This is a genomic window from Nocardia sp. NPDC050175 (assembly GCF_044459885.1).
GTDB lineage: Bacteria > Actinomycetota > Actinomycetes > Mycobacteriales > Mycobacteriaceae > Nocardia.
Genome location: NZ_JBITJI010000023.1, coordinates 101,666 through 117,577, shown reverse-complemented (window position 1 = coordinate 117,577; position 15,912 = coordinate 101,666). Strand labels below are relative to the sequence as shown.

At 64.6% G+C, this 15,912-nt stretch carries 19 protein-coding genes; 8 read left to right on the top strand and 11 right to left on the bottom strand.

Translation table 11 applies throughout. The features are described 5' to 3' along the window. Positions 1 to 69: 69 nt before the first annotated feature. Positions 70 to 621 (bottom strand): G/U mismatch-specific DNA glycosylase, encoded by a 552-nt coding sequence (gene mug / locus ACIBK2_RS44895; RefSeq protein WP_396977249.1) that lies wholly within the window; start codon positions 619 to 621, stop codon positions 70 to 72. Positions 622 to 808: 187 nt separating this feature from the next. Here mug and ACIBK2_RS44890 point away from each other — a divergent pair, with 187 nt between their 5' ends. Then, complete coding sequence (locus ACIBK2_RS44890) at positions 809 to 1,243, top strand: acyl-CoA thioesterase domain-containing protein (protein ID WP_396977247.1); 435 nt, start codon at positions 809 to 811, stop codon at positions 1,241 to 1,243. Further along, on the top strand, positions 1,244 to 1,537 hold the full coding sequence (locus tag ACIBK2_RS44885) for a hypothetical protein (protein ID WP_396977252.1): 294 nt from the start codon (positions 1,244 to 1,246) through the stop codon (positions 1,535 to 1,537). Between the two features lie 7 nt (positions 1,538 to 1,544). On the opposite strand, the gene ACIBK2_RS44880 is transcribed toward ACIBK2_RS44885, so the two are convergent. Next, positions 1,545 to 2,105 carry a hypothetical protein gene (locus ACIBK2_RS44880; RefSeq protein ID WP_396977245.1) on the bottom strand — a complete coding sequence of 187 codons (561 nt, stop codon included), beginning with the start codon at positions 2,103 to 2,105 and terminating at the stop codon, positions 1,545 to 1,547. A gap of 3 nt (positions 2,106 to 2,108) precedes the next feature. Continuing rightward, positions 2,109 to 3,371: a hypothetical protein gene (locus ACIBK2_RS44875; RefSeq protein WP_396977243.1), complete on the bottom strand. Its 1,263-nt coding sequence runs from the start codon at positions 3,369 to 3,371 to the stop codon at positions 2,109 to 2,111. 130 nt (positions 3,372 to 3,501) lie between these two features. Between ACIBK2_RS44875 and ACIBK2_RS44870 the strand changes: the two genes are divergently transcribed. Next, the gene (locus ACIBK2_RS44870; protein ID WP_396977241.1) at positions 3,502 to 4,341 is read left to right on the top strand and encodes a YbaB/EbfC family nucleoid-associated protein; all 840 of its coding nucleotides are present in this window, start codon (positions 3,502 to 3,504) and stop codon (positions 4,339 to 4,341) included. A gap of 105 nt (positions 4,342 to 4,446) precedes the next feature. Here ACIBK2_RS44870 and ACIBK2_RS44865 read toward each other — a convergent pair whose 3' ends face one another. Both ACIBK2_RS44865 and ACIBK2_RS44860 read right to left on the bottom strand, forming a co-directional pair. Further along, positions 4,447 to 5,523, bottom strand: a complete 1,077-nt coding sequence (locus ACIBK2_RS44865) for an NADH:flavin oxidoreductase/NADH oxidase (RefSeq protein WP_396977239.1) — start codon at positions 5,521 to 5,523, stop codon at positions 4,447 to 4,449. A gap of 31 nt (positions 5,524 to 5,554) precedes the next feature. Then, the gene (locus tag ACIBK2_RS44860) at positions 5,555 to 6,355 is read right to left on the bottom strand and encodes an alpha/beta fold hydrolase (RefSeq protein WP_396977238.1); all 801 of its coding nucleotides are present in this window, start codon (positions 6,353 to 6,355) and stop codon (positions 5,555 to 5,557) included. A 111-nt stretch (positions 6,356 to 6,466) separates the two neighbouring features. Here ACIBK2_RS44860 and ACIBK2_RS44855 point away from each other — a divergent pair, with 111 nt between their 5' ends. Both ACIBK2_RS44855 and ACIBK2_RS44850 read left to right on the top strand, forming a co-directional pair. Beyond that, positions 6,467 to 7,033 carry a TetR/AcrR family transcriptional regulator C-terminal ligand-binding domain-containing protein gene (locus ACIBK2_RS44855; protein ID WP_396977236.1) on the top strand — a complete coding sequence of 189 codons (567 nt, stop codon included), beginning with the start codon at positions 6,467 to 6,469 and terminating at the stop codon, positions 7,031 to 7,033. A gap of 73 nt (positions 7,034 to 7,106) precedes the next feature. After that, positions 7,107 to 7,529, top strand: a complete 423-nt coding sequence (locus ACIBK2_RS44850; RefSeq protein ID WP_396977234.1) for a MarR family winged helix-turn-helix transcriptional regulator — start codon at positions 7,107 to 7,109, stop codon at positions 7,527 to 7,529. A 7-nt stretch (positions 7,530 to 7,536) separates the two neighbouring features. On the opposite strand, the gene ACIBK2_RS44845 is transcribed toward ACIBK2_RS44850, so the two are convergent. Both ACIBK2_RS44845 and ACIBK2_RS44840 read right to left on the bottom strand, forming a co-directional pair. Beyond that, positions 7,537 to 8,883: a permease prefix domain 1-containing protein gene (locus ACIBK2_RS44845; protein WP_396977232.1), complete on the bottom strand. Its 1,347-nt coding sequence runs from the start codon at positions 8,881 to 8,883 to the stop codon at positions 7,537 to 7,539. Next, positions 8,883 to 9,245 (bottom strand): PadR family transcriptional regulator, encoded by a 363-nt coding sequence (locus ACIBK2_RS44840; RefSeq protein ID WP_396977230.1) that lies wholly within the window; start codon positions 9,243 to 9,245, stop codon positions 8,883 to 8,885. The genes ACIBK2_RS44845 and ACIBK2_RS44840 overlap by 1 nt, the downstream gene beginning before the upstream one ends. Before the next feature lie 215 nt (positions 9,246 to 9,460). On the opposite strand from ACIBK2_RS44840, the gene ACIBK2_RS44835 reads away from it, so the two are divergent. Beyond that, positions 9,461 to 11,809 (top strand): transketolase-like TK C-terminal-containing protein, encoded by a 2,349-nt coding sequence (locus tag ACIBK2_RS44835; RefSeq protein ID WP_396977228.1) that lies wholly within the window; start codon positions 9,461 to 9,463, stop codon positions 11,807 to 11,809. A 2-nt stretch (positions 11,810 to 11,811) separates the two neighbouring features. Here ACIBK2_RS44835 and ACIBK2_RS44830 read toward each other — a convergent pair whose 3' ends face one another. Both ACIBK2_RS44830 and ACIBK2_RS44825 read right to left on the bottom strand, forming a co-directional pair. Continuing rightward, positions 11,812 to 12,789 carry a CorA family divalent cation transporter gene (locus tag ACIBK2_RS44830; protein ID WP_396977226.1) on the bottom strand — a complete coding sequence of 326 codons (978 nt, stop codon included), beginning with the start codon at positions 12,787 to 12,789 and terminating at the stop codon, positions 11,812 to 11,814. A 56-nt stretch (positions 12,790 to 12,845) separates the two neighbouring features. Then, positions 12,846 to 13,469, bottom strand: coding sequence for a TetR/AcrR family transcriptional regulator (locus ACIBK2_RS44825; RefSeq protein WP_396977224.1), 624 nt, complete (start codon positions 13,467 to 13,469; stop codon positions 12,846 to 12,848). 105 nt (positions 13,470 to 13,574) lie between these two features. On the opposite strand from ACIBK2_RS44825, the gene ACIBK2_RS44820 reads away from it, so the two are divergent. Together ACIBK2_RS44820 and ACIBK2_RS44815 are read left to right on the top strand one after the other, a co-directional pair. Further along, positions 13,575 to 14,021: a nitroreductase/quinone reductase family protein gene (locus ACIBK2_RS44820; RefSeq protein ID WP_396977222.1), complete on the top strand. Its 447-nt coding sequence runs from the start codon at positions 13,575 to 13,577 to the stop codon at positions 14,019 to 14,021. Positions 14,022 to 14,179: 158 nt separating this feature from the next. Further along, positions 14,180 to 14,545 carry a DUF2834 domain-containing protein gene (locus ACIBK2_RS44815; RefSeq protein ID WP_396977220.1) on the top strand — a complete coding sequence of 122 codons (366 nt, stop codon included), beginning with the start codon at positions 14,180 to 14,182 and terminating at the stop codon, positions 14,543 to 14,545. A 160-nt stretch (positions 14,546 to 14,705) separates the two neighbouring features. On the opposite strand, the gene ACIBK2_RS44810 is transcribed toward ACIBK2_RS44815, so the two are convergent. Both ACIBK2_RS44810 and ACIBK2_RS44805 read right to left on the bottom strand, forming a co-directional pair. After that, positions 14,706 to 15,374, bottom strand: coding sequence for an alpha/beta fold hydrolase (locus ACIBK2_RS44810; RefSeq protein WP_396977219.1), 669 nt, complete (start codon positions 15,372 to 15,374; stop codon positions 14,706 to 14,708). A gap of 78 nt (positions 15,375 to 15,452) precedes the next feature. Further along, complete coding sequence (locus ACIBK2_RS44805; protein WP_396977217.1) at positions 15,453 to 15,881, bottom strand: hypothetical protein; 429 nt, start codon at positions 15,879 to 15,881, stop codon at positions 15,453 to 15,455. Positions 15,882 to 15,912 lie beyond the last annotated feature (31 nt).

Genomic DNA, 15,912 nt, shown 5'->3' with positions numbered 1-15,912 from the left:
GGTACTGCACTCGACAGGGTGTGGGAGAGTAGGACACCGCCGGAACATCATTCACGAAAGCCCCCCAGCTCACGCTGGGGGGCTTTCGTCGTTTCCGGGATCTCCGGCGGGTCGACTTCGATCGGGTATGGCTGCCGCTCGGCGCAGCCGCGCGAACTCTTCTGCGAGCTGTTGCGGCGGATAGTGCGCGTTGAGGCCGCTGGGGTTCGGGAGCACCCATAGTTTTGTCTCCCCGATGCGGAGATCTTGTGGCCCGACGATGGCCTCCGGTCGTCCGTAGCCGGCGCGGAACGCGGTGACGCCAAGGATGGCCAGCCACTGCGGCCGCCAAGTGTGCACGCGTTTCGTCAGTTCGGCGGCCCCGGCGACCAGTTCCGCACGAGTCAGTTCGGCTGCCTTGGTGGTTGGCCGTCGGACCATCGTCGTCAAGCCCAGTCCCCAGGTCGGCAGCTGGTCGGCTTCGGCGGGCGCGAGCACCCGCGGTGTGAAGCCCGACCGATGTAGCGCGGGCCACCACCGGCTGCCGCGGGTCGCGAAGGGTAAGCCGGCGGCAGCCGAGGAGAGGCCGGGGTTGATACCGCAGAAGAGCACGTCCAGCTCAGGGGCCAGAATATCCTTCATCCGACTGTCCTCTCCGGCCTCCACTGCACGCGCTATCGACACACCCAAGAACAACCGGCAACCGACTGACAATTCCCGCCAATAAAGCAAACTGATAGGTGTGCTTCCTGTGTGCTTCTGGAAGTAAAATGCCTGCGACTCGGTCGTCCCGGAGAACCCTATTGACGACGAGAGATGGTTTCGTCTTATGGTCGCGAACGGCCGAGGTCATATCCCAGGTCCGGAAACAGTAGTAGCTGCGGAACCGGAATCCGCGGCGATGTCGCCGATGGCGGCCAGCACCGATTTCCTCGGTGCGCCCGACGCAGGCCAAGTCGACTACGAGGTGCGCATCCGCAAGACCGGCCGGCAGATCTGCCTGGTCGACGCGGATCTCGTGCAGGATGGGCGCACCCTGGTGCACACCGCATTCACCTTCGGTCACCTCGACGACGCGCCACCGGTCTACGTCCCCGAGAGTCATACCGATATGCCCGCCGAACCGACCGCCGACGCCGTCGCCTACGGGCCGGATTCGCCCATGCGCATCGCCCACCTCAGCGAGGGTGCCTCGGTGGCCCTCGATCCGATCTGGGCTCGCTTCCTCGACGGTGAGCAGGGCAAGCCCCAGCTACGGCTGTGAATCCGCCCGCGTCCGGCCGATGAGCAGGACCCTGAGGTGGCGGCATATTTCGCGATGATGGCCGGCGATATGAGCCCGCCGGTATCGATGAATCTGGGACGTTTCGGCTGGGCGCCGACCGTCCAGCTCACCACCCATCTGCACCGCCGCCCAGCACCCGGCTGGCTGCGGGTCATCGCAACAACGCCCGAGGTCGGCGAGCGGATGTTCGTCCAGGATCAGCTCGTCCTGGACACTACCGGGGCGGTGATCGCGCAGACGCGCCAGCTCGCTCTCAACCCACTGCCGCGCTGACGTGCGTCTATTCCGCGAAAATGCAGCAGAGCATGAGGAGCCGACTGATCCGGGTATCGTGCACCGAAAAGTAGTGGGTCCCAACCCGGCCGAAGGGCTTGACCATGTCGAATCCAGGACTCGAATCGCTGCGAAAGTGAACATCGACCTTGGCGATCGAGGTTGCGATATCAGCGAGTGGGAGAAAATCCAGTCCGCGCCGACTCATTACCTTCGCGCTGGCGCCGACTTCTTTCCCGACAAGTGCACCCACCCCATCTTGGTGTAACTCCCGGATGTAGCCGAGGCTACCCAAACGGGTTTTCCGGGATTTGACATATCCGACACTATTGCCGTCTACGTCGTATGCGGCGCGGGGATTGATCGAACCGACTCGATGATCGAGATTCGGCCCGACATACACGCCCAGGTCGTCATCCAGATCATCATCCCAGACCAATGATGACAACTTTTCACGTCGGTGCGCCCTGGCCACGGGCCGATCAGATCCGGGCACCGAGATGTCGAACGTGGTGTTCCGGACGCCAAGCCTGGCGACCACCTTGAACTCGAAAATATTCTCCAGCATCGTCTACCCCGTCGCCGAAGGCAGCATTGTCATCCGGCCGACACCGAGCAGCGGCGTCCATGCGGCATTCTTCTCGAACGAAAACCCGCGCTGTTCGACATCCTGTACCACGCTGCCGATACTTATGTCAGTACTCAAGCCCTCGATGGCTTTCTTCGCCTCATCCCAAATCTTCGAGGCTTCCGTCTCGATCAACTGATAAGTCTGATATATCGTTGTTACGATACCGGCCACCAACTTGACTTTCTCGTATATCTTGACCATTCGCCAGGCCGTCCACGCTGCGGCCGCGATATCGGCGAGCGGATCTTCCGGACCCAAGCCGACGATCTCGATTGCTGCGTCGCCGGCGACCATCTTCAGCACCTCTTCGGCCAGTGCCTTGATGGCGGTACTGATGGCGCGATCGATCGCGGATACGACGATACTCACCAGATTGGAAATTGCCTCATAACCTGCGCTGTAGGCTTTTGCGACTACTTTTGCGCCGTCCCCTATACCGCCGATGCCGCTGGTCCAGCGGAACATGTACGCGTCGAATGCCGTGCCGGTATCGCCTTTCCATTCGCCACCCAGCTTCCAGGATCCTTTGCGCAATGTCGCCGCGACGGTGTAGCACGCGTCCCCCAGCGTGTCGTACGCGTCGTGCAGATACATGAGACGATCCCAGTCGCCAGCCAAAGGTTTGAACAGTTTATCTATCAGACTGTCCCCGGTTACCATCTTGTACGCCTTGTCTGCGATCCATAGATGATTGCCACCCATTACCGCTGACCATGCTCCGCTTACGCCCTTGGCCTTGACCGGATTACGAAACTCCACCAGATGCCCGAGCAGGCCCTTGCTGATCGAGTCCGGCTTCTCGGGTGCCTTCAGCGTGACGCCCTCGTCATTGAAGTTGCCCAGTGACGACGCTCCTGGTATCGCCGCGATACTTGGCACAAAGGAGGTGTCGTCGGGAAAAAGCTTCGCCGTATCAGCGGCTCTGTCCCTGTCCTGGTCGCCGAATCGAGTATCGACAGTGGTGATCTTCTCTTGAATTACCCCCATACCGGACTGGCATTGTTTCAGTTTTTCCGCAAAGAAATCCGCAGGCTCATGCACATGTGGCCGCAAGAGCGATAGCAGGCCATCCAAGCCTTCAGATTCCGTACACTCCGTGCCCGCCCAGGCGATCATCGGCGCGAAATGCTCGGCCTGTTTGGCCAGCAATGCGTTGAAGGCCGTGAAGTCTTCGGTCGTTGGCACGTTCAGGACATCGGCCACGGAACCCCTCCCAATCTTGGCGCAGCATCGGACATGCTATCCGAGCGTGCTCAATTCTCAAGGGACAGTACGCAAGACGTCACCGATCACAGCTACCATCGTTGGCAACAGATACGGGTGGGAGCGTGACGTGGACGAGTTCAACCTCCAGGCTCTGCTGGCCGACATCGATGGTCGGCAAGCTGAACTGGTAGCGGCAAACAGGCAGCTGTCCGCCATCTCCGCCACCGCGCAATCCCAGGACGGCCTGGTCGAGGTCGTGGTCAGCGCGGCCGGAGTCGTGAAGACTGTGCACCTCGCTCCCGAAATCTTTCGCCGTAGCAATCCGCAATACCTGGCGGGCTCGCTAGTAGCGGCCATCCAGCAAGCCGCCCGCAATGTGGCTCCGTCCAGAAAGCGGGCGACGGCGCCGGCCGCCGAGATCCGCAGGGACTTCTCGGACCTAGCGGAGGCGGTCCCGGAACAATCGCCCGCAACTCGGCAGCCTGCGGCACCTTCTGGCACCCCTCGCGCGGAGGGCGACGGCAACGGGACCTCGAACGACCGGACGGTCCGGGCAACGGTGAATTCGATCGGAATCGTCACCGTCATCGATATTTCACCGAGCGCCTTTCGTGGCAGCACCGTGCCGCGGCTGGAGACCGCGATCGTCGAGGCGACGCAAAGAGCTGCGCGTGCACTGTTCGAATCCCGATCCGGCGCACTGGATCCGGACCTTCAAGAAGCTGAGACGGCGCCGGAGGCCCCTGATCTGGATGCGCTCTACCCGGTTCCCGCCGTAGTCGAACCTCCTGCAGCCCCGGCGCATACGTTCACGCCCGAACCACCCCGGCCCGCTCCCGCGGCTCCCACTGGCCACGTCATTCCAGGAACGCGCAAGCCCAATCGGGAGGCGCTGTACACCCCGCATGATCTGGACGACGAGGACGACTACTACGAAAACCATCGACAGAACGGATGGTTGGTCTGACCGTCCGGTGCAGCGGCGCCTATGCGCCGGAACTGAACATCCGCGGCGTCGTCCTACTGTCACCGGACTCGAAATCTGATTTGCCGACGCCATCCGCCCCGGAGCTCAAAGGGCGCGCTGGTACTGGTGGGGCCAGGCGGCTTTGTCCGCGGGGCGTTCGCGTAGGGCGAAGTATGGGTCGCGGAGGAGAGGCCGTCCGATCATCACGGCATCCGTCCAGCCGTCCGCTATCAGTTCCCCGGCCACCGTCAGGTTGTCGATCTGTCCGACCGTGGCGACCGCGAGTCCCGTCGCGTCCTTGAGCGTTGCCGCGAAGTCGACGTGGACCCCCGCTCGCGTCGGCGGCCGGGCCGCTTGGTCCCGCACCACCAATCCGGACGTGACGTCGAGCAGGTCGATACCCAGGGCTGCCAGTTCCTTGCCGAACGCCATCGCGTCGTCGATGGTGAGGCCGCCCTCGACCCAGTCCGTGGCGGTGATCCGGACGAAGACAGCCTTCTCCGGCGGGAAGGCGGCCCGAACGGCGCCGGCTACCCGCAGCGCGAGGCGCATCCGGTTCTGTCGACTTCCGCCGTACTCGTCCGTCCGATGATTGGACAGCGGGGAGAGGAATTCGTGCAGCAGATATCCGTGCGCGGCTTGGATTTCGACCACCTGATACCCGGCCAGGTGTGCCATCCGGGTCGCGTGCGCGAAGGCCTCGACCACCTCGTCGATGTGGGCCCGGCCGGCCTCCCTTGGTGCGGTCAAGTCACCGAAGGGAACAGCAGACGGCCCGAACGTTTGCCAGCCGTCGTCGGCGACGTCCACGGAACCGTTCTGCCCGGCACCCACCCAGGGCAGCTGGTGGGAACCCTTCCGTCCGGCAGCCTGCAGTTGGATCCCGGCTACGGTGCCGCGCGCGCGGATGAACGTGGTCAGGCGCCGGTGCGCGGCGGCCTGTTCCGCATTCCAGATGCCGAGGTCGGCGGACGTGGTCCGGTGCAGCGGTCCCACGGCGTTCGCCTCGATCATGATCAGACCGACGCCGCCGATCGTTCGTGCGCCGTAGTGCACGAGATGCCAGTCGGTCGGTTTTCCGTCCGGGCCCGCGGCGTATTGGGCCATGGGGGACATCCACACTCGATTGGGGATGGTGACTTCCCGTAGTCGCAGCGGGCTCATTTCAGGTGTCGTGGACACAGTCGACCCCTTCGCTTCGCTGGATAGCACCTCACCGGCTCCGCACGCCGGCCAGAAGGTTCGCCGTGCCCGCAGGGTCCTCTACTGGAAAGTGGTGGCTGCCAAGGTCGATGAGCACGATGTCGAAGCGCTCCCGATAGCGGTCGATCGCTTCGTGCGTCACCAGATCGCGTATCGCGAACACGGTGATCGGCTGCGGCGTCGCACGCAATGCCGCGTCCATGTCCCATCGCACCAAGCCCTCGATGGCGTGCAATCCCGCGGGTTGCCGTACTGCGACCATCTTTTCGAAGTACGCGTCGATGAGTGCGGGGTCGGTCCCGTCCGGCGAACCGCCCTCGACGAGGCCACGTACCCCGCCGGCGAAGTCATCGCGGAACATGCGCACCATCGTCTCGGCCTGAGCTTCGCTCAGCGCCGGGAACAGCGATAAATAGTGCAGGGCGTCGAGTGCGACCACGTGCGAGATCGTGTCGGGAAGAAGCCTGCCGACTTCGATGGCCACGGCCCCGCCGAGTGAGTGGCCGACAACGACTGCGGTGTCGACCGACTGGGCTTCCAGCACCGCGGCCACGTCGCGAGCGAATTCCGCCATGGTCCACGTGTTCCGCGATGATCGTGATTCCCCGTGCTCGGCGAGGTCGATCGCGAGGACGCGGTAGTCGTCGGGCAGGTGGTCGGTCACCGCGTCGAAGTCGCTGCGGTCGCACGCCCAACCGTGGATGAGGACCAGCGTCTGCCCGCCACTCGGGCCGCTGGCCGTGTACCGGATTGTCGTGTGGTCCGATCGCCGAACTTCGAGGTTCTGCTTAACCCTGCTTGCTGTCTTCACGGTGTCTCCAGGCATATCATTCGCAGTGATCGTTGCGTTAGCACCTTCAAGCTAACACAAAAGCAGCGATCATTGCGATAATAATGCAGTGATCGGTGCGATAATGCTGGTATGCCCGAACTGACATCTCCTCCGCACGCCGGCAGCCGACCCGGCGGCCGGTCTGCCCGCGTCCGAGCGGCGGTGCACCGGGCCATCGGAGAGCTGATCACCGACGAGGCCGTCGAACCGTTGACGATTCCCGTCGTGGCCGCCCGCGCCGGCGTGCATGCCACCACCGTCTACCGTCGGTGGGGATCGATCGGCGACCTGCTCGCCGACGTCGCTACCAGCCGCTTCTCCGGCGATATCGTGGTGCCGGATACCGGCAGCCTGCGCGCGGATCTGGAACGGTATGCCGCCGACCTCGCCAAGGACCTCTGCGACCCGGACACTCTCGCGCTGGTGCGCGCCACCATCGGCATCGGCGGCGAGCAAGGCGCCGCCGCATGCCGGGGCGAGCGACAGCAACAGCTCGAAGCCATCCTCGAGCGAGAACAGGCTCGTGGCGGGCAGCCCCCGAGCCTGGAACGCACGACTGACGCCGTGCTCGCTCCGCTCTACTATCGGGCCGTTTTCACCAACGAGCCGCTCAGCCCCGCATGGACCCTCGGTCTCGTGGCAAACCTGCTGGGCTGACTGTTCGGCAAGCCGCGCCGGAGCGTTCCCGAGGTTCAATCTTAACGGGGTAAGACCCGGTTATGCTCGACGTGTGGACGACGGACTCGGAGACTTGCTGCATCGCGTGGTGTTCCTACTCGGCGAAGCGACACGGCGGCGGGTGGACAACACCGGCGGGCTGTCTTACAGCCAGATTCGGCTGCTCGGCACGTTGGAAGACATCGAACCGGTGACCCAGCATCAACTGGCGCAGGCGCTTTCGGTATCCGATCCGGCTATCAGCCGGTCGCTACGGCCGCTGGAAGAAGCCGGGTTCGTGCAGATCGAGATCGACCCCGAGCACAAACGACGACGACTGGTCCGGACCACCGAAGCGGGCCGCAACGCGTTCCACGGGACCGGCAAACCGCTTGCCGACGAGCTACGCACCGCCCTGCTCGCCGCCGGTTTTCCCTACGAGCGCTACCTGCACGACACCATCGCGCTGGCCGAACTCCTCGAGCCGTCCCGATAGGTCGCCGTCAAGCGAAGTCGAAAATCGGTGGGAGCACGATGATTACGGCCGCGGCCCACGCGCCGTAGACCGGCAGGTACTGGGTTTGCCAGCGTTCGACCTCGGCGAATCCGCGCCGGCCACGGACGAACCCGAAGCCGAGCCGCACCGACCACGCCAGATTCACCAGCAGCACCAGGTTCATGCCGAGCGCGACCGCCTTGTTCGGGGTGAAGCCGAATTCCGCGATCCGCGAGGCCATCGCGGCCAGCATCACCACATCGACGGCGAGGGCGCTGATGATCAGGAGCAGTTGCAGCCGGTCGAAGGTGTCGGGCGGGGCCTGTGGATCGCGCGCGGAGATCGCGTACAACAGCAATCCGAGCACCACCACGAGAATCAGATCCATCAGAATCAGCAGATTGCGGTCGATGTCGATGACGCTGCGGTTGGCCGCGAACGCCACCAGCAGCGCGAGCAACATCACGACGGTGAGCGGGGTGAACACGCGCGTGAGTACCGGGGCGATGTTCTCCACCACGTTCTGCTTGGCCTCGACCAGCCAGGCCGCGACGATCACCGCACCCGCGACGCCGAACGGTGCCACCCAATCTCCGATGACCCATTCGATATCCACGTCGAGCGTGCGAAACGCATTGACGGTCAGTCCCATCAGCACGCCGCCGCCGAAGGCGAGCAGGGTGAGGTAGACGATCCATTCGCCGGTGAATCGGATGAAATCCATTCGGCGCCGGTCGGATCGCCAGTCCCCGCCGACGTAGGCGAGGCCGACGACGAACCACAGCGCGATCGGTGCGTGGATCGCGGCGATGATCTCGGTCGATCCCTCCGGGTCGAAGGGAAAGACGTTCAGCACGAGGGCGGCGAGCGCGAACGGTACAAGCAACGCGGCGGCGACGCGCGACGTCACCTGCCGCTTCCACGCGAAATAGGCAGCGAGGAAAGGCAATACGAACAGACTGGCATTGCGCGCCACCGCGGCACCGTCGAGTACCGCGAGGCCGAGCTTCAACGTCAGCGCCGCGACGACGGCCAGGGCGAGCACGACGATCAACTCGCGCTTGGGCGGGGCGGCCCCGCCTTCGGGTTCGGCGGGCAGCAGTACCAGCTGTTTCCACAGCCGATCGGAATGTTCGCGGGCGAACTCGCGGGAGATCGAGTCCACGCTGCCCATCCGTTTGACCGCGACCAGGAACGCCTCGTCGGCGGCGAGTCCGACGCCGGTCAGCTCCGAAACCTGCTCGCGCAGATGGTCTTCCATCTCCTCGACGTCAGCGGCCGATATCGCGTGCTGACGCTGGACATATCCGCGCCACTGTCCGATCTGCGACTCCAGTTCGGCATCGGTACTCATCACGCCCATCCTTTCGCCGTGGTCGGCGGCTGCTCGATGCTGTGCCAGACCTGTCCGAGTGCATCGGCCACGACGGCCCATTGAGTGCGGCGTTCCGCGAGCGCGGCGCGGCCCGAATCGGTGATCGCATAATGTTTGCGCCGCCGCCCGGTGTCGGCGGACTGCCAGGCCGACGTCACATGGCCCAGTCGTTCCAGCCGGTGCAGCAGTGGATAGAGCATTCCGTCGGTCCATTGCATACGCCCGCCGGACAGCTCGTTGACCCGCTTGAGGATGGCGTACCCGTAGGACTCACCGTCGGCGAGTATCCCGAGCACCAGCGGCGTCGCCGCCGCGGCTACCAAGTCTTTGTCGATATGCATCGGACTCCGATACCTAGATGTGCTAGGTATCGACGGTAGCAGAAACGCTGGTGGTAGCGGGTCAGGATGGTCCCGCGTGCCGCCACGTCCCTGGAATTCCGGCGAGGCGAGCGGACGGCGAATGGCAAGATCGAGCGCAACGCCGTCGTGCGATCGATGGCCGAACCAGGCACGGACGCATCCGACCACCCGGATTCCCTTCGAGGAGCAAGCCGATGACCGACCTCACCGCGCCGAACTACCAGCACAGCGCTGCCGCCGCAGTCGATCTCGGCGCCCTGTCGGAGATCGAGCGCCGCACGCGCTGGCTGGCGGTGGCGATGATTCATCACGCAAACCGGGTGCGGCCGAACCCATCCGGACTGAAGGTCGGCGGTCACCAGGCGTCGTGCGCGTCGATGACCACGATCATGACCTCGTTGTGGTTTACCGCCTTGCGATCCGGCGACCGGGTCTCGGTCAAACCGCACGCCTCGCCGGTGCTGCATGCCATCAACTATCTGCTCGGCGAGCTGGACGAGTCGTACCTGACCACCTTGCGGCAATTCGGTGGCCTGCAGTCCTATCCCAGCCGATCCAAGGATCCCGATCCGGTCGACTACTCCACCGGATCGGTGGGTATCGGTGCGACCGCCCCGATCTGGGGAGCGATCGCCCGCCGCTACCTCAACTCCGCGCTGGGTGTCGATACCGGCAGTGGTCGGCAGTACTCCCTGGTCGGCGACGCGGAATTGGACGAGGGCGCGGTGTGGGAGGCCATCGTCGATCCCGGCAACGCCGAGCTCGGTGAGATCGTGTGGATCGTCGATCTGAACCGCCAGTCCCTGGACCGGGTGGTGCCCAATATCGCGGTGGGCCGGTTGGAGGCGATGTTCGCCGCGGCGGGCTGGCAGGTGCTCACCGCCAAGTTCGGGCACCTGCTGGAATCGCTGTTCACCCGGCCCGGCGGTCTCGCCCTGCGCACCCGGGTCCTCGAAATGCCCAACCCTGAGTATCAGCGACTGCTGCGCTGCGATGCCGACGAGCTGCGGCGTCGGCTGCCCGGTACTGGTGCCGACCAGGCGCAATTGGCGGAATTGATTGCCGGACTGGATGATTCGACCCTGCTGGCCGCGATCCGCAACCTCGGCGGGCACGACATGCAGGCCTTGATCGATGCCTATGCGCAGATCGACGACACCCGCCCGACGGTGATCATCGCCTACACCATCAAAGGCTATGGACTGCCGACGCAGGGGCACCCGCAGAACCATTCGTCGTTGCTGTCGGTGGCCGAATACGAGTCCCTCGCCGCGGAGCTGGGTCGAGATCCGCAGCAGCCGTGGGAGCGACTCGCCGACGACAGCCCCGCCGCCCGGCTGTGCACGGATACCGCAGCGCGGCTGCATCGCGACCCCGTCCATCCGACCGAACCACCCACTGTCTCAGGGGATTTCGGCCGCACGCCGAAAGGTACCACCACCACTCAGGCGGCGTTGGGCCGAACACTGCTCGATCTGACCCGTGCGGCCCCGGAACTGGCGCGGCGCGTGATCACCGTCAGCCCCGACGTCAGTTCCACCACCAATCTGGCGGGCTGGATCAACAAGGTCGGCGTGTGGTCGACCGCCGAACGGCACGACTGGTTCGCCGACGACGCCGAAACACTCATGCGGTGGCACGAGCAACCCACCGGTCAGCACATGGAACTCGGTATCGCCGAAACGAATCTGGTCGGACTCATCAGCGAACTCGGTGCGACCTGGAGCCGGTGGGGGCAACCCCTGTTCCCGATCGGCGTGCTCTACGACCCGTTTGTCGAACGCGCGCTCGAGCCGTGGACCTACGGCATCTACGCGGGCGGTCAGTCCATTCTGATCGGCACCCCGTCCGGCGTCACCCTCGCCGCCGAAGGCGGTGCGCACCAATCGATTACGACGCCGTCGATCGGAATCGAGACCCCCGGCCTGATCTGCTACGAGCCCGCGTTCGCCATCGACGTGGAATGGACCCTGCTGGCCAGTATCGCGCGGCTGGGCCGACCGGACGGGACCTCGGCGTATCTGCGGCTGTCGACCAGACCGGTCGAGCAGCAACTCGCCGAGGTGCCCACCGATCCCGCCGCTAGGGAACGCCGTCGCAAACAGGTTGTCGCAGGCGGATATCCGCTGCGCCGGCGCGACGGTGCGGTGGTGACCATCGTGGCGATGGGTGCCGTGGTGACCGAGGCAGCGGCGGCGGCCGAGCGTCTCGATTCGGCCGGAGTCGTGGCCGACGTCGTCTGTGTCACCAGCCCCGGCCTGCTCTTCGAGGCGATGCAAGCCAGGCAGGGCCGCGGCCACGGCGACAGCTGGATCCTGGATCAGCTGTTTCCGGCCAGTCGGGCCACGCCGATGGTGACCGTCCTGGACGGCCACCCGCACACGTTGTCCTTCCTGTCCGGGATCAACCGGGTGCATCACATCGATCTCGGTGTGACTCGCTATGGGCAGGTCGGATCCCTCGACGAGGTGTACCGCTACCACGGCCTCGACACCGACAGCATCGTCGCCGCCGCCCTCGACGTCCTCGGCACCGCAGGGTGAGGTCAGAGCCATCCTTTGCGGCGGAACAGGACGTGCACCAGGGTGGCGAGGGTGATCATCAGCCCGAGGGCGGCAGGGTAGCCGTAGGCCCACGAGAGTTCGGGCATGCCTTCGAAATTCATGCCGTAGATACCGGCGACCAGGGTGGGAGCGGCGGCGGTGGCGACCCAGGCGGAGATCTTGCGCATGTCTTCGTTCTGGCGGATACCGACCTGGGTGAGGTTGGCGTTGAGGACTCCGTCGAGTAGTTCGCGGCGGGCGCGGACGCGGTTGTCGATGTAGCGGAAGTGACGGTCGATTTCGTGCAAAGCTTGTTCGCCGATGTTGGCGCTGTACGGATCGTCGGCGATCCAGGCGGGCAGGCGGCGGCGGACCAAGCGTTCGAGGGGTTCGTCGACGAGTGGGGCCGTGGTTTGCTCGCACTCCATCAGCAGGCGGCGTAGTCGGTAGATCTGCTCGACCGGGTTCGCGCGACCAGTGGAGAAGACCTCGCCCTCGACCTGTTTGATCTCACGGTCGAGGTGGTCGAGCAGGGTCAGGTAGCCGTCGATAATGGAGTCGAGGACGACGCGAAATGCGGCGAGCGGCCCGTCGGCGAGGTCGGTGTGGGTTCCTGGCGTGGTGGGTGGGGGAGTGAGGTCGGTGCCGACGGTCACCAGGAAATCCCTTCCTACGGCGAGCAATACATCGGCTACGTCGATGGAGGTGTCTTCGGGGTTGAAATGGCCCGTGGTCAGCGCGATGACCACGGTCTCGCCGTGGACGTCCAAGCCTGGCCGTTGCAGGTCTCGATGAGCCTTGGACAGCAAGGTCGGATCAAGGCCCACCGCCTGGTGCAGTTGGGTGAGATCGTCGTCATCGAGATCCCGCACACCGATCCATGCGAATGCCCCCGGCGTTTTGTGGTTGCCGTCGGAACCTGTCGCCCGGAGCTCGGGGCACAGCTGTCCGTCGAGGTAGACGGCATCGTCGGTGATCATGTCGGCATTGTGCCTCGGGACCGGAATCATCGTGCGTCTGTCCCCCGGGGACCGTTCTAGTGTTTGCTTTCGGGTCCCAGTACGCGGTCGAGTAGATGATCGATGAGTTCGGTCGCTGATTCCGCGGTGCTGAAGCCTTGCAGCATGCCCTGGGCGATTCCGCCGGTTGCTGCGACGACGAGTGCGGCATCCAATGCGTGATCGGCCGAGCTCGATTCGTCCGGGAGTTGGGCGCGTCGGAGTTGATCGGTGACGAGGGTGACCACAGCTCTTGGTGCGACGAAGGTTTCCTCGGCGTTGATGCCCTGCCCGGTGAGGTTCGCCCAGCCGAAGGCGCCGAGCACGAGCGTTTCTTCATGGCGCTGGTCGTCGAGGGGGAGCAGTTCGATCAGCACCGCGCGGATTGCCTCCCTGGGTGTGGCGTCGGAACCCAATGCGTTCCACTGCCGTAGGAAGCGCGCGCCTGCGTCTTCCATCACCGAGCGATGGGTTGCCAGCAGGAACTCGTGCTTGGTGCCGAAGTAGTACTGCACCAGCCGCACCGAGAACCCGGCCTCGGCGGCGACGGTTTGGAAGGTCACCGCGCCCATGCCGCCGCTGACGATGACGCGGCGCACGGCGTCGGTGATCTGGCGTCGCCGCTGTTCGTGATCGACCAACCGTGGCAAGGGATCCGTCACCTCTCTTCCGTGTCGAACTTTGATGTTACGTCCATACCAGGGAAGTGATATGGTCATATCACGTTAGTCGATACGGTCATCAAACCACGGCCTGGGGGAAACGCCATGGACCCGCAGCGATATCGCCGCAGAATCAACCGGTTCAACCGACTCATCGTTGCCTTGCAGAAGGTGGGCATCGCGATGGGGCCGATGTATCTGCTCACCGCGACCGGACGACACAGCGGCCGGCCGCGAACGGTGCCCGTGGCCGTATGGCCGATCGCCGGTGAACGATACATTCTCCAGGCCTATCGCAAAGCCGCCTGGGTGGCGAATGTTCGTGCCGCCCAATCGGTTACGCTCACCCGTGGCCGCCGTTCGGCCATCGTGCGGTTGATCGAACTGCCCGTCGAAGAGCGTCGACCATTACTGCGCGATCACGTCACCAACGGCCCGCCCCGACTGGCCCGCCTGCTCGTCACCACCGGCCTGGTCGACGACCCGAGCCCGGAGACCATCGCGACCGCCGCCCACCGCATCGCGATGTTCCGGATCGCCGATCAACCGTGATCCCCTATGCCGCTCATTCGGCGCCGTATCAATGCGGTTGCCCTAATGTAACCAATTGTATGTAACGATAGGTATCAGTTATCTCTGAGACTTCGGTTGCCGGGCCCGTCTCCGAGGCGAGCCCGGCGACCTCACGTCACGACCTTAGGAGACTGCCCATGTCCGAAGGCACCGCGGATTCACCCTGGCGACGGCCTACGCTCATCGCGACGCTCGTCGCCGCGTTCGTGACGCAGAACTCGATCGCGCTGCCCTATGTACGGCGCAACGGGCCGAAGTCGGCGCTGGATTTCTTCGTCGGCGACATCTACAAGACAGTGCCCGGCCGCTTCGCCATGGTCGACCTCGCCTTCGTGGTGCTCGGCTTCCACGTCTGGGCCTTCTCCGAAGCACGGCGGCTCGGCATCATGCGTTGGTGGGCCATCTCGTTCGTGCTGACCTTTTCAGTGGGCATCGCCACCGCGATTCCGTTCTTCCTGCTGGTCCGCGACTTCACGGTCGACAAAGCAGCAAGCAGGCAATGAGTCACGCCGCAGAGCGGCTGGTCATCAACGCCTCTGGAACGTCCGCATTCGCGCACTCGCCACCACGATCGTGGCGATAACAAACCTGACCTCGCGCACCTGCGTGAACTCCATCCCGACCTGATGACCATCGAAAACTGGCTGCGCGCAACGGGATAGGTCAGAGGTGGTCGCGGACCAGGGCTACGACGTCGGCGGGTCGGCTCAGGAACGGGCAGTGACCGCTCGGCCAGGCCACGCTGGTGCCGCAGCGTTGGGTGAAGTAGGCGACCATTTCGGGCAGGATCGCCTTGTCTTCGGTTGCCGCGATGTAGGTCGACGGGGTGTCCTTCCACGCCGCATGTGCGGGTGTGTCGGTGAAAATCGTCGCGGGTTCCGGGCGCAGCAGATCAATCGCTCGGTCCGCGACTTCGGTTGTGCAGTCGGCGAATAGGCCGTCGCGGGCACCGGCCGGATCCAGTCGGGTCAGGCCCGCGTCATCGACCGTGAGTGGCAGCGGGGCTGCTTGGCGGCCGGTCTCCTGCTCGATCCGCGCGATCCACTGTTGGGCGTTCTCGCCGATGTCGAAGACGAAGCTCGACAGATACAGCAGATGCGAGATTCCCTTCAGGCCTGTCGCGGTGACACCGCCGAAGGAGTGGGCGAGTACCACCGGCGCCTCGGCCGCCTGATCGATGAGGTCCTGGACCAGCCGGGTGCTGCCGGCGAGGGAATGCCCAGCGAGGTCGGGCACCGTGACATCGATGCCGTCGTGGCGCAGGTGCTGGGTGACCTCGTCGTAGTGGGCCGGTTGCAGCCAGGCACCGTGCAAGATGATCAAGGGGCGCATGACTGTTCGTTATACCGGTAGCGCCGTAACTTCTGTGTCAGTGCCTGATCCGGCCCATCTCTCGCCGAAGCCGGGCTGCTACGAGCTCAGCTGCAACTTTTCCCGCGTGTCTTGCTGGTTCATGCACTCGATGTACGGATTGGGATTGCCTTGCCGCTGGTCGCATGCCCACGCTGTGCTGTTCGCGGTTACCTGGATGAAGGTCTTGCCGGGCTGCTTGGGTGCGTCTTGATAGGCGTCGGCAACCGCCATCGCCGTCACACACGCCGCGTTCATTCCTTCGCTCGTGGCCCCTTTGGTCGTGATCGCCTTGAGGTCGAGACCGGACTTAGCCGGTCCGCAGGTCACGGTCGTCAGGGCGTACGGGTACTTGGCGGCCGATGTGGTTGCCGCCGACGTGGTCGAGGTGGCGGTGGCTGCCTGGTTCGAGGAACCGCCGCATGCCGACAGACTCATACTCAGCGCGGCCGCGGCCAGCACAGCCGTCAGACAACCGATGTACCGCATGGGATCTCCATCTGGAAAGGGGTGTGGGAAC